Source organism: Nesterenkonia sphaerica (assembly GCF_005771565.1).
GTDB lineage: Bacteria > Actinomycetota > Actinomycetes > Actinomycetales > Micrococcaceae > Nesterenkonia > Nesterenkonia sphaerica.
In genome coordinates this window covers 301594-314592 of record NZ_VAWA01000002.1, presented here as the reverse complement: position 1 = coordinate 314592, position 12999 = coordinate 301594, and the positions used below count along the sequence as shown (strand labels likewise).

The window sequence follows — 12999 nt, the reverse complement described above, 5'->3', positions numbered from 1 at the left end:
AACCGGGGAAATCCTCGCGACCAACACCATCGACCCCCACCGAGGCTACTGGCGGAACACACAACGGGAACCCGGCCGATGGCCAAGCTCCCGTTAGTGACATATCTCGCGACTCATCTGAGACACATGTCCCGACTCATCACAAAAGTGCCCGAGGAGGGATTCGAACCCCCGACCGGCGGATTAGAAGGCCGCTGCTCTATCCCCTGAGCTACTCGGGCACGGACCGCGCGCGATCCGACAGTACATCCTACCGTCAGCTGTTGACCATGGAGTGCGCGGCACGCTCCAGATAGTCCCAGAGCTCCGCCTCGTGCATGGGAGACAGCTCAGCCGCCTGCACCGCAGTGTGCATGTACTTCAGCCAGGTGTCTCGGGCCGCAGCGTCAACCTTGAATGGCATGTGCCGCATCCGCAGCCGCGGGTGGCCCCGCTCGGCTTGGTACCTGCGCGGACCTCCCCAGTACTGCTCCAGGAACATCAGCAGCCGCTGCTTGGCCGGCTCAAGGTCCTCCTCCGGGTACATCGCCCGGAAATCCGCATCTTCAGCGACCTGGTCATAAAAAACCTCGACGATCTTCTGAAACGTCGCGCGGCCACCGACCTGGACGTAGAAGCTCCGCGGATCCACCGAGTCCGGATCCTCATCCTGGGCCACCGGGCGCCCATCCGGGCCCGGCATGTGCCCTAAGTCGTGCGGCAGCGGCGGTCCGGGCTGGTGGGGAACAGCTGGCCCATCGGCGGAACCAGGCCGCCCTGTGACCTGGGCGGCTGGCTTGCCGGTGGGGCGCAGCGTCGCGATCGGTGCTCCGAGCCGGCGCGAGAGTTTCGGAAGTTGCGGCTCACGGGGTGTGGAGGCGGCGTCGTTCTGCTCGTCGGTCATAGTGGGTTCAGCATAGGATGGTCACCGCTTGTTCCCGAAGTTCTCCGAGAGGGTTGTCCATGCGTGTCCACATCGCCACCGACCACGCCGGGATGGAAGTCTCTGCGCACCTGGTCCAGCAGCTCACTGCCCAGGGGCATGAGGTCATTGACCACGGCCCCAGCGAGTATGACTCCCAAGATGACTACCCTGGCTTCTGCCTGCGCGCCGCCGTTGCAGTCGCGGAAGACTGGGCGGGGCACGACGACGCCGCTGCTGGGCCTGCCCCGGCGCTGGGTATCGTCCTTGGCGGCTCCGGCAATGGGGAGCAGATTGCCGCCAACAAAGTCACCGGCATCCGGGCCGCCTTGGCATGGAACCTGGAGACAGCGCGTTTGGCGCGGGAGCACAACAATGCCAATGTGGTGGGTATCGGCGGCCGGCAGCACAGCCTGGAGGAAGCTGCAGGGATTGTCGAAGAGTTCCTCGCCGCAGAATGGACTGGGGAGTCCCGGCACGCCCGGCGTATCGGCAAGATTCGGCACTACGAAACCACCGGCGAGATCGTGGACTGAGTCCCGGTGCCGGAGGGTCATACGATTCACCGCCTGGCCGCCCGCATTCAGCGGCTCTTTGTTGGTCAGGATTGGCGGGTCAGCTCGCCCCAGGGGCCCTTCACTGCCGGTGCGGCCCGGCTCAACGGTCGGTCGCCCCGCCGCGCCGAAGCCTGGGGCAAGCACCTGCTGGTTCACCTTGGCGCGGAGATCTGGCATGTGCACCTGGGTCTCTACGGTTCGTTCGGGTTTCGCGGCGATGACACCTTCGTCACCGCTGATCAGTTGGGGCAGCTGCGGCCGGTGAGCCGAGTGCGGGAGCCTGCATATGACGACACCGGGTGGATCCTTCCGGAGGCGCCGCAGGGGGCGGTGCGGGCCAGGATCCAGGTGCCTCACGGGTGGGGCGATCTGCGGGGTCCGGTGAAATGCCGTGTGCTCAATTCTATGCAGTACGAGACACTGGTGGGCAGGCTGGGTCCGGACCCACTGCGGCAGCCGACTGGGGAGATCAACCCCGAGATGCTGATGAGGTTTCGGAACAACTTAGCGCGCCGCCGATCCAGTATCGCTGCTGCGCTGATGGACCAGTCGGTGATTGCGGGGGTGGGCAACGTCTACCGCGCAGAAGCACTGTTCGTCGAGGGCATCGCCCCCGACACCCCGGCTGCGCAGCTTGATCCAGAGCAGGCCACGACATTGTGGTCCACCGTGACGATCCAGCTCCGCACAGGCGTCCGCGAAGGGGTTATTCGCACCCTCCGCCCAGCGGATCCGGATCACGGGTTGCGGGGTGCCGATCTGCACCGGAAATGGCCCGCCGGTGGCACGGGGACTGAAGCCGCGCGCCACCACTGGGTGTACCGCCAACAGCACACGCCCTGCCTGCGATGTGGCCAGACCATCCTCATGCGTCAGCTGCAGGGCCGCCGTCTGTACTGGTGTCCGGGGTGTCAGACACGATAGCGGCGTCTTGAAGTGTGGCACATGGCCGTCAGATATGTTGCTGCTGTGAAATCTCGTGTTATATTTCCTCATCCCCGATTCAGCTCTCCGTCCAAGGTCCTGAGGACCTTCAGCCCAGTGGAACGCCTCTTGCCATGACCTCCTCGCTTCCCGATCTCGTCGAACCTGAATCAATTCTTCTGGATGCGACGGCTGACGATTGGACCGCTGCGGTGCGCATTGCTGGCCGCCTGTTAGAGCAGGCCGGTGTGGCCACCGCCGAGTACACCCAGGCGATGATCGACAACGTGGTCGACAACGGCCCGTATATAGTGATTGCGCCTGGGTTTGCCTTTGCTCACGCACGTCCGTCACCTGCCGTGAAGCACACCGGGATGTCGTGGGTCCGTCTGGCGACGCCTGTCGAATTTGGTCACGCCGAGCATGACCCCGTCCACCTTGTAGTGGCCCTCGCGGCGGCTGACTCCGATGCTCATCTCAGTGCGATGGCTGAACTGGCTGGAGTCATCGGAGACGACGAAACGCGTGCGGCATTGGAGAGAGCCTCCAGCCCGGAGCAGGTGCACGCCATTCTTCGCGGCCAGAAGCCAACCGAGGCCGGCGATCCCGTATTGGCACCGACTGCGGCAGAGACATCCTCTCGCGATGAGGAGCAACACCTCATCCTCACCGTGTGTGGAAACGGACTGGGCACCTCACTGTTCCTGAAGAACACGTTGGAGGGGGTGCTCAGCACGTGGGGATGGGACCGGTATCTCATTGTGGAGGCTACGGACACCATCTCCGCGCGGGGCAGGGCCTCTGAGGCTAAGGCCATGCTGACTTCAGGGGAAATCGCCAAATCTTTGGGGGATGTTGGCATACCTGTCCGCGTGATCGAAAACTTCACCAGCCAAGATGAGCTCGACCAAGCATTGCGCGAGCTTTACGACGTGTAGGAGGAACTATGGACTGGCTCGTCGCTATACCGGAATTTCTCGTCAACGAGATACTCTCTGTGCCCGCGTTCCTCATCGGCATCATCGTGGCAGTGGGGCTCATTTCGTTCCGCAAGTCTGTGGGGCAAATAGTCGGCGGGGCTATGAAGGCAGTTCTAGGGTTCCTGCTCATCGGAGCGGGCGCCGGGCTCGTGGTGGCATCACTGGCACCCCTGGGGATTATGATTCAGGGGGCGACGGGAGCTCAAGGGGTGATCCCCACCAACGAGGCCATCGTGGGCATTGCCCAGGAAACGTACGGAGCGCAAGTGGCCTGGCTGATGATTCTTGGTTTCGTCGTCAGTTTGGTGCTGGCGCGGTTCACGCCGTTGAGCTACGTGTTTCTCACAGGCCATCACATTCTGTTCATGGCCACACTGCTCACCATTGTGTTGGCCAGCGCAGGTTACTCCGGTCCCATCACAGTCGGTGTTGGCGCTGCGCTATTGGGAATCCTCATGGTGTCCCTGCCCGCATTCAGCCAACCTTTCACTCGTAAGATCACAGGTGACGACAGTATCGCCATGGGCCATTTCGGCACCGCCGGATATGTGGCGGCTGGAGCCGTAGGCCGTGTTGTTGGGGGCAAGTCCAGCCGATCCACCGAGGACCTGAAACTCCCTGAAGGCCTGCGCTTCTTGCGGGATTCCATGGTGGCGACCGCCCTTTCCATGGTGCTCATGTACGTGGTCATCGCCCTGATCTTCTTTGTTCGGGAGGGAGAGGGTGCCTACGAGGCATTCCCAGAGGGGGCTGCCAACCCAGGCAACTTCATCATGCAGTCCGTCACCCAAGGCCTTCAGTTCGGCATCGCGGTGGCTGTGATCCTGTTCGGTGTGCGCACGATCTTGGGGGAGATTGTCCCTGCGTTCCAAGGCATAGCGGAAAGGATCGTTCCCGGTGCGATGCCTGCCCTAGACGCGCCGATCGTTTTCCCGTACGCGCAGAATGCCGTGCTGATCGGTTTCCTCTCCAGCTTCACCGGAGGCCTGATCGGGCTGGCAGTTCTGACGCTTTGGTTGAATCCGATGCTGGGCCTCGCGCTGATCCTGCCCGGACTCGTGCCCCACTTCTTCACTGGTGGGGCCGCCGGTGTCTACGGCAATGCGACGGGTGGCCGACGGGGAGCCATGGCGGGAGGTTTCGTCAACGGTCTCCTCATTACATTCCTACCCGCTGTTCTTCTGCTGGTGCTGGGCGACTTCGGTGCGGCAAACACGACCTTCGGGGACACGGACTTTGGGTGGTTCGGCATTCTGATCGGATACGGCGCCGCGGTGGGATCTGTCGGAGGAGTCTTCGTGATTGCGCTCTTGGGTCTCCTGATTCTCGGCGGTGCGATTCTGGTTCAGAAGCGGGTCGTGGAAAAAGGATGGGATCCTTCGCCTCATCGCTCGGCCGCCCAGCCGGAACCCAAAGACGAGGCGTCATCTCGCGGCACCTCCATGCAATACGCCAAGATCCCTCCGCCCAAGGGTGCGCCGGCCCCACCGGCGAAGACGACCCCCACAGGGTCATAGATACCCCATCTCGGTCCCGTTCGAGCCGCCAGTATTAGGAGGCTGTACCGAACGCGTAGAATCGCGAGGTCAGCGTTTTCCCCCAACTGTAGGAGACTCGTGTCCGAGCAGATCAGCATCACCCTCAACGGCGCACCCACAACCCTTGAGTCGGGCACCACGGGCACCACAGTCTTTGAAGAGAGCCCGACGGTTGTGGTGATGAGGGTCAATGGTGAGCTCTGGGACCTCTCCCGAGAGATCCCGGCGGGCGCGGACCTCGAGTCAGTCGAGATCACCGAGCAGGATGGGCTCAATGTGCTCCGGCACTCCACCGCACATGTGATGGCCCAGGCCGTGCAGCAGCTGTTTCCCGAGGCCAAACTCGGCATCGGACCCTATATCGCTGACGGTTTCTACTTCGATTTTGACGTAGATAACCCCTTCACCCCCGATGATCTGAAAGCCATCGAAAAAGCGATGCAGAAGATCATCAACCAGGCACAGACCTTCGAACGCGAAGTCGTGGGTCTCGATGAGGCGAAGGCCCGTATGAGCGACGAGCCCTACAAGCTGGAGCTGCTGGGGGTGCGCGACGAGGCCGAAGATGCCGCCGAAGGGGCCTCCATGGAGGTCGGGGGCGACATCATCACCCTGTACCACAACGTCGACCGACGCGGTGAGCGGGTGTGGACCGATCTGTGCAGGGGTCCTCACCTGCCGCACACCAAACTGATCGCCAATGCCTACTCCGTCATGCGTGCCGCCGGCGCCTATTGGCGCGGCAAGGAGAGCAACCCGCAGCTGCAGCGTCTCTACGGGACGGCCTGGCCCACCAAAGAGGACCTGAAGGCTTATAAGGACCGACTGGCCGAGGCGGAGCGGCGCGACCACCGCCGGTTGGGCCGGGAGCTGGACCTCTTCAGCTTCCCCGAGGACATCGGCTCCGGCCTCTCGGTATGGCACCCCCGTGGCGGCATTCTGCGCGGTGAGATGGAACAGCACGCACGACGCCGTCACCTCGCGGCCGGCTACAGCTACGTCTACACCCCGCACATCACCAAACGCGACCTGTTCGAGCGTTCCGGACACATACCCACCTATGAGGAGGACATCTGGCCACCCATCCATATGGATGAGGAGCGGGATGAAGCTGGCAATATCACCAAACAGGGTCAGGATTACTTCCTGAAACCGATGAACTGTCCCATGCACATCCTCATCTACAAGGAGCGCGGGCGCAGCTACCGTGATCTGCCGATGAAACTGGCGGAGAACGGCACTGTGTACAGAAACGAGCGCTCCGGTGCGCTCCATGGGCTCATCCGTGTTCGGGGCTTCACTCAGGACGATGCCCACCTGTTCGTCACGGCAGACCAGCTGGAGGACGAGATCCAGGGCGTGGTGGAGTTTGTCATCTCGCTCCTGCGCGACTTCGGCTTGGAGGACTTTGAATTAGAACTCTCCATGCGTGATGAGGAGAAGTCCAAATGGATCGGTTCCGACGAACACTGGGAGGCGGCCACCAATGCGCTGCGCAACGTGGGCCGCCACTCGGGGCTGAAGCTGACCGAAACCCCCGGGGAGGCAGCCTTTTACGGGCCGAAGATCGACCTCAAAGTTACAGACGCCATCGGACGCAAATGGCAGCTGTCTACCGTCCAGGTGGACCTGAACCTGCCAGAGCGCTTCGATATGGAATACACAGCCGCCGACGGCACCCGACAGCGTCCGATCATGATCCACAGGGCGCTGTTCGGATCCATTGAACGATTCGCTGCGATTCTTCTGGAACATTACGCGGGCGCGTTCCCCGCCTGGCTGGCTCCGGTGCAGGTCCGCGGAATTCCTGTGGCTGAGCCCTTCAACGACTATCTGGCTGACGTGGTCGGCCAGCTGACTCGCCGTGGAGTCCGGGCCGAGCTGGACGACGGCACAGACCGGTTCCCTAAGAAGATCCGCACCGCCTCCAAGGAGAAGATACCGTTCGTGCTCATCGCCGGGGGAGAGGACGCCGAAGCTGGTGCGGTCTCCTTCCGCTTCCGCGACGGCAGCCAGGACAACCAGGTTCCCATCGCGGAGGCAGTCGAGCGCATCCTGCACGCCATCGAGAGCCGGGAAGCCTGAGACAGCGTGCCGGAGCCCCAGTACCAGGACCCTGCAGACCTGGCCGGAGTGCCTGATGCCTTTCAAAGGCTGTGGAACCCGCACCGTGCCGCCTACCAGACGCGTGGACAGGACCAGGTCACTGGGGAGAACAACTGCCCCTTCTGCCGGGGTCCCGAGCGCAGTGATGAACAGTCTCTGATCGTTCACCGCGGCTCCCGGTGCTTCGTGCTGCTCAACCTGTACCCCTATAACCCTGGACACCTGCTGGTCTGCCCCTACCGGCACGTCCCCGACCTGACCGATCTGGAGGAGGACGAAGCCGCTGAGTTCATCCAGCTGACTCAGACTGCGATGCGTGTGCTGCGGACTGTGGCTCGGCCAGCGGGGTTCAACCTAGGGATCAACCAGGGCAAGGTTGGTGGCGCAGGCATCGCTGCCCACCTCCATCAGCACATCGTGCCCCGGTGGGGCGGGGACACCAATTTCCTGCCCATCGTCGCTCAGACTAAGAACCTCTCCGCCACCCTGGGGGAGGCGCGCGATCTTGTCGCACAGGCGTGGCCCGGAGCGATCACCTGATGCTCCGGTACCTGCGCTCCTTCTTCTCCGCCGTGTTCACCCCCGTGGCCCGCACATTGCTGCGGATGGGCCTGACGCCCAATGCTGTGACGGTGCTCGGCACCGCCGGGGTCAGTCTCGGCGCCCTGATCTTCTATCCGCTGGGCGAACTGTTCTGGGGGACCGTGGTCATCACACTGTTCGTCTTCAGTGACCTCATTGACGGACTGATGGCCCGGCTGGGGGACCAGCGGAGCGAAATCGGAGGTTTCCTGGATTCGGTGTTCGACCGGGTCCAAGACAGCGCAGTCTTCCTAGGTCTGATGCTCTGGTTCTTCGGCACCGGAGACAACTACTGGATCGGCGTCGCGGCAGGCATCTGCCTGATTCTGGGGCTGTTGGTCTCCTATATTCGGGCCCGTGCCGAGTCCCTCGGTTATGACGCCAACACGGGCATCGCGGAGCGTCCAGAACGGATGGTGCTCACCCTGGTCTTCACCGGCTTCGTGGGACTGGGCATGTCACCGGTGGTGCTGCTGTTGGTGTTGGTGCTGCTGGCTGCTGCCTCTGTCGTCACCGTCGCTCAGCGGATCGCCACCGTCATCCGCCAGGCTCACTGACCACCCGCGGTGGTCATGGGCCGGCCTGTCTCCAGCAGAGTCATCAGACTGGCAAGCTCCCATGGCCAACCGCCGCCGCCGCGCTCTGCGTCGCCATTGCCCGCCACGTCCTTCGCGGTTTTCGGCGACTCCGGTAACTCGTGCGTCAGCGTCAGCTGAGTCAAACCTGAGGGGCCCTCCGCGATCTGGTAGGTCAGGCGACTCAGCGGCTCCTCGTGCCAGGATGCGGACCAGTTCAGAATCAGCAATCGCGGCGGGTCAGCCTCCGCCACCGTGCCGGTGACCGCTACGTCACCCATGCCCATGGCTTTCATCTGAGCGGTGGTCAGGCGCCGCATGGCGCCGCCGGGCCTCAACTCGATCTCGATGTCGCCGCCGTATCCGTACTGATGGGTGTACTCCGAGGAGGTCAGCGCCTGCCAGATCTGCTCGGCCGGGGCATCGATGTAAATACTATGCACCTGTCTGCTGAGGTCTGTGTCCATCACACCATGAGACTAGGCGGCTCCGCCCCCTATGTACAGACTCAGGGCCCGGAGTGGGGGTCCGTTGCCGTCAGCCTTCACCCCGCAGCCGACGGCAGTTCCGGCACCAGAGACCGCAGCAGCGGTTCCGTGCTGGGGTCCCGGCCCAGAACTGCGCGGAAAGAGACCGATGGGTCACGCGTATGACCTCGGGAGAGCAGCTCACGACGGAATTGGGCACCGCGCTCAGCCAGCGCCGCGCTGTCGGAGAGGACCTCCCGAAACCATTCACTGACATCGGCGGCCAGCACCTCGGCCCATAGGTATGAGTAGTACCCCGCGGCATAACCGGCGCTGGCAAAGATGTGCTTGAAGCACCCACCGTGATACCGCGGCGGTACCAGGGAGAGGTTCAGACCCCATTCGGTCAGCACCCGGTTCTCAAAGCCTTCTGGGTCCCGCGCTGCCTGGGCTGCGGTCTCTGGTGAAAGGGTGTGCCAGGCGAGATCAATAGCCACTGCAGCAACGTGCTCTGCTGTGGAGCAGCCCTTGCCCCACAGGTGCTGCGGAGTCGGCACAGCGCCCGGTGGGGTGGGGTCGCCGTAGAGCTCCTGGAAGACCTCATTGACCTGGGAGGGAAACTCCACATTGTCCCGCGGCACGGCGGTGCCCGACAGTTGCGCAAACTCCGCCTCAGCCAGCAGCGCATGGAGCGCATGGCCGAATTCGTGAAACAGCGTACGCTTCTCACTTCGGGTCAGCACCGTTGGCTCTCCCGCAGCAGGCGGCGCCACGTTGAGATTATTCGTCACCACCGCATATGAACCCCACAGAGTCGAGGGCACGGAGAATCCGTTCATCCAGGCGCCGCCGGATTTGGTGTCGCGGCTGTATACGTCCAGCAGAAACAGCCCCAGCCCGGTTCCCGGCGCGCCGGGATGTGCGTCGAACACCTCAAAGCTTCGCGCACCCGGGACATACCCCGGCAGGTCGTCCCGCTCCACTACGGTGATGCCATAGGCGCGATGAGCGGCGTCGAAGAGTTGGCCCAGGGCCTCATCCAGACCGGTCCCACTCTCCGGCGCGGGGGTGGGACTGTGGCTGCGGCGGATCTGTTCCACGCCGTAGCTCACGTCCCAGGGCTCCGGCTCATACCCCAGGTGGGATGTGATCTGCTGCGCCTCCTGTTGGACGCGCTGCACGGCCGGTTCAACGATCCGGCGCAGCATAGTCTCCACCTCCGTTCTGCTGGCCGCAGTCCGCAGTGGCAGTACGGATTCGAGGAAGTTCTCAAACCCCAGCAGCCGGGCCTTGCGCGCGCGCAGAACCGCGATCTGCGCGCCGATCTGCCTCGTGGTCCGGCCGTCCTCGCCCACCAGGGATCCGCGTTCCACTGAGGCGCGGTGGACCTTCCGGCGGGTCTCCCGACGGGTCAGCGAGGCCAATGCAGGCTGCTGTACCGGCATGGACAGCCGCAGGAGATAGCCAAGGGGGTGACCGGCCTGCTGCGCTGCGGCTCGCGCGGCAGACACCTGCCCCGCGCTGAGCCCGGCGAGCTCTGCTGCGGTCTCGATGAGCACCGCCGCTCGCGCTGCCTCGTGGACCTGCAGCTGCGAGTACGCGGTTTCCTCCTGGGCCAGCTGCTGATTGAGGATGCGCAGCTGCTCCTGATCAGCCTCGGGCAGACCAGCGCCGGCGACGCGTGCCTTCAGCAATTGCTGGGCCAGGAACCACCGCTGTTCCTCGGTGAGGGTCTCCTCGCCGGCGTCCACCCGGTCCTGAAGCTCCCGGAACCGTGCATAGAGTCCAGGATGCAACGAAAGCCAGTCTGTGTGGGCGGTCAACTCCGGTGCCAGCTCAGCGCGGATGCGCTGGCGCTGCTCGGTGCCCTCAGCCGCGGTAACGATCAGGAAAGCCCGGTGCAAGCGATCCAACTCCTGACCGGAACGGGCGAAGGCGTGGAGCACATTGGCCACCGAGGCAGGGGCGGTCTCCGCCGCGATGTGCGCCACCTGCTCACGCTGCTGTTCCGCGGCGGCCCGCAGCGCCGGTGCCCAGGCATCGTCGTCCACGGTGGTCATATCTGGATACCCGTAGTCCAGCACCCGGGTCCATGGTGTCTGTGGCACAGCAGCTCCTTGGTTGCGAGTAGTCTGGAAATCAGACTACCGACACGTTGACTGCTGCAATCGACAAGGAGAACTATGGCCGGTCACTCCAAATGGGCCAACACCAAGCACCGCAAAGCGGCGGTTGATGCCAAGCGAGCGAAGATCAACGCCCGGTACATCAAGCATATTGAAGTGGCTGCCCGCAACGGCGGGCCCGACGCTGAGGGGAACCCGGCACTGGCGTTGGCGGTGCAGAAGGCGAAGAAGGAGTCAGTTCCCAATGACAACATTGACCGCGCGATCAAGCGCGGCGCTGGGCTGACCGGCGACGCCGTTGAGTATGAGGAGATCACCTATGAAGTGCGCGGGCCTGCTGGCTCGGCATTGTTGGTGGAATGCCTGACCGACAACCGCAATCGGGCCGCAGCTGAGGTGCGCACCGCAGTGACTCGCTCCGGCGGCACGGTGGCTGATCCGGGGTCGGTGGCCTACCTGTTCCAACGCAAGGGAGTCGTCACAGTGCCGGCGGCCGAGGGTGTCACCGAGGATGACGTGCTCGCAGCGGTGCTTGAGGCCGGTGTCGAGGAGGTCTATCAACGCGAGGAGCACTTCGAAGTCCACTCCGAGCCGGGTGACTTGGCGAATGTGGTCAGCGGACTTGATGAGGCCGGTATCGCCTATGACTCCGACGACGTGGCCTTCGTCTCCGAGATGAAGATCGACCTGGAGCTCGATGACGCCAAGAAGTTCCTCAAGCTTCACGATGCCTTGGACGATCTCGACGACGTACAGAGCATCCACACCAACGCTGACCTTAGCGCTGAGACTCTCGCCGCGCTGGAATCCGAAGGGTAGGCGGCGCCATCGCAGTCCGACGTCTGGCCTCCACGGCAGGGACCTCCGAAGTGGGGCAGCGGATCATGGGGGTGGACCCCGGTCTGACCCGCTGCGGATTCGCCGTGGTCGAGATGCAGCCCACCAGGGCGGGAAAGTCGCTCCACGTGGAGGTCAAAGGTACCAGCAGTACCGAGGATCTGGCCGTGCGCATCCTGGAAATACAGCGTGCTGCTGAGCTGCTTCTGGACGAGTACGCCCCCGACGTGCTGGCGATTGAGCGAGTATTCTCCTCCGCCAACGCTCCCACCGCGATCGCCACCGCGCAGGCCTCAGGGGTGGTGATCGCCGCGGCGGCTGCCCGCGGGATCCCCGTCGCGTGGCACACCCCCTCAGAGGTCAAAGCGGCGGTCACCGATGACGGTCGCGCAGAAAAGGGAGCGGTGGCCCGAATGGTGCAGCGAATACTCGGCCTGCCGGGCCTGCCCAAACCCGTGGACGCTACAGACGCCTATGCGGTGGCGATCTGTCATGGCTGGCGATCGGGTGTGGGGGCCAAGTACAACATGACCGCCGCGACTCCCACGCACCAAGGCTCCCGCACCGCCCTGCAGCAAGCCCAGGGCACCGCACCGAGCGGGCTCACGGCGGCCCAGCGGGCTTGGCAGGAAGCTGAGCGGCGCGCCGCGCGGCGATGATTGACCCCGCACGAGGCAACAAACCGCTAGTCTGGTCGAAGATACGTTCTATTCCGCTGCGACCGATTCACACGAGGTGACCCATGATTTCCAGCATCCGCGGAGAGGTGCTCCACGTAGCCCTCGACCATACCGTGGTCGAGGTCTCTGGGTTCGGCCTCACGGTTCACGCCACACCGCAGACCCTGGGGTCCCTGCGCACCGGCCAGGCCGCTTACCTGCACACCCACTTCGTGCCGCGCCAGGACGACGCCCCCCTGCTGTTCGGATTCTCTGACACACACGAGCGCGAGATCTTCACCACCCTGCTGGGGATTTCCGGCGTCGGCCCTCGGCTCGCCCTGGCGGTGCTCAGCGTCCACACTCCGGATGAGGTGCGTCTGGCCATTCGGGACTCTGACACCTCCGCGTTCACGCAGGTACCGGGGATCGGGAAGAAGACGGCCCAGCGAATTCTGCTGGAATTGGCCGGCAAACTGGTCATTGATTCAGACACCGCAGCAGCGGGGAAGCAGCATGCGGCAGCGCCCTCGGCGGCAGATGCGACCACAGCCGAAGTGCGTGCCGCCCTGACCTCACTGGGATGGACGGACAAGGACGCTGCCAAAGCGATTGATGAGGCCCTGTCGGCTAATCCAGAACTGATCACCTCCGGCACAGCCACTGTGCTGCGCACCGTCCTGCGCTCACTGGGGACCGCGAAGGTCGGCGCCGTATGACTAGCAGGTCTGTCCGCTCAGCCGCCCG

Annotated in this window: 13 protein-coding genes and 1 tRNA gene; 10 read left to right on the top strand and 4 right to left on the bottom strand. The window is 63.8% G+C overall.

Annotated elements, in window-relative coordinates:
- Window positions 1-148 precede the first annotated feature (148 nt).
- Window positions 149-221 (bottom strand) — tRNA-Arg (locus tag FEF27_RS02910).
- A 35-nt stretch (window positions 222-256) separates the two neighbouring features.
- Window positions 257-883 carry a globin gene (locus FEF27_RS13830; protein WP_138169312.1) on the bottom strand — a complete coding sequence of 209 codons (627 nt, stop codon included), beginning with the start codon at window positions 881-883 and terminating at the stop codon, window positions 257-259.
- Between the two features lie 59 nt (window positions 884-942).
- Between FEF27_RS13830 and FEF27_RS02900 the strand changes: the two genes are divergently transcribed.
- The 7 genes from FEF27_RS02900 (at window position 943) to pgsA (ending at window position 8145) form a co-directional block, all read left to right on the top strand.
- Window positions 943-1437: a ribose-5-phosphate isomerase gene (locus FEF27_RS02900; RefSeq protein ID WP_138169311.1), complete on the top strand. Its 495-nt coding sequence runs from the start codon at window positions 943-945 to the stop codon at window positions 1435-1437.
- Window positions 1438-1443: 6 nt separating this feature from the next.
- Window positions 1444-2382, top strand: a complete 939-nt coding sequence (locus FEF27_RS02895; RefSeq protein ID WP_138169310.1) for an Fpg/Nei family DNA glycosylase — start codon at window positions 1444-1446, stop codon at window positions 2380-2382.
- A gap of 134 nt (window positions 2383-2516) precedes the next feature.
- On the top strand, window positions 2517-3320 hold the full coding sequence (locus FEF27_RS02890; RefSeq protein WP_138169309.1) for a PTS sugar transporter subunit IIAB: 804 nt from the start codon (window positions 2517-2519) through the stop codon (window positions 3318-3320).
- Between the two features lie 8 nt (window positions 3321-3328).
- Window positions 3329-4879, top strand: coding sequence for a PTS ascorbate transporter subunit IIC (locus FEF27_RS02885; protein ID WP_138169308.1), 1551 nt, complete (start codon window positions 3329-3331; stop codon window positions 4877-4879).
- Window positions 4880-4978: 99 nt separating this feature from the next.
- Window positions 4979-6985: a threonine--tRNA ligase gene (gene thrS / locus FEF27_RS02880; protein WP_138169307.1), complete on the top strand. Its 2007-nt coding sequence runs from the start codon at window positions 4979-4981 to the stop codon at window positions 6983-6985.
- 6 nt (window positions 6986-6991) lie between these two features.
- Entirely contained in the window at window positions 6992-7546 is a 555-nt protein-coding gene (locus FEF27_RS02875; RefSeq protein ID WP_138169306.1) for an HIT family protein, read from the top strand.
- Window positions 7546-8145 carry a phosphatidylinositol phosphate synthase gene (gene pgsA / locus FEF27_RS02870; protein ID WP_424991664.1) on the top strand — a complete coding sequence of 200 codons (600 nt, stop codon included), beginning with the start codon at window positions 7546-7548 and terminating at the stop codon, window positions 8143-8145. The genes FEF27_RS02875 and pgsA overlap by 1 nt, the downstream gene beginning before the upstream one ends.
- Here the strand turns inward: pgsA and FEF27_RS02865 are convergent.
- Window positions 8139-8630, bottom strand: coding sequence for an SRPBCC domain-containing protein (locus FEF27_RS02865; RefSeq protein WP_138169346.1), 492 nt, complete (start codon window positions 8628-8630; stop codon window positions 8139-8141). The two genes, pgsA and FEF27_RS02865, sit on opposite strands and share 7 nt — an antisense overlap.
- 77 nt (window positions 8631-8707) lie before the next feature.
- Window positions 8708-10738, bottom strand: a complete 2031-nt coding sequence (locus FEF27_RS02860; RefSeq protein WP_138169305.1) for a M3 family metallopeptidase — start codon at window positions 10736-10738, stop codon at window positions 8708-8710.
- Between the two features lie 75 nt (window positions 10739-10813).
- On the opposite strand from FEF27_RS02860, the gene FEF27_RS02855 reads away from it, so the two are divergent.
- From FEF27_RS02855 to ruvA, 3 genes are all read left to right on the top strand, one after another.
- Complete coding sequence (locus FEF27_RS02855; protein ID WP_138169304.1) at window positions 10814-11575, top strand: YebC/PmpR family DNA-binding transcriptional regulator; 762 nt, start codon at window positions 10814-10816, stop codon at window positions 11573-11575.
- A 50-nt stretch (window positions 11576-11625) separates the two neighbouring features.
- Complete coding sequence (gene ruvC / locus FEF27_RS02850) at window positions 11626-12252, top strand: crossover junction endodeoxyribonuclease RuvC (protein ID WP_243728986.1); 627 nt, start codon at window positions 11626-11628, stop codon at window positions 12250-12252.
- Between the two features lie 83 nt (window positions 12253-12335).
- Complete coding sequence (gene ruvA / locus FEF27_RS02845; RefSeq protein ID WP_138169303.1) at window positions 12336-12971, top strand: Holliday junction branch migration protein RuvA; 636 nt, start codon at window positions 12336-12338, stop codon at window positions 12969-12971.
- The last annotated feature ends 28 nt before the right edge of the window (window positions 12972-12999 follow it).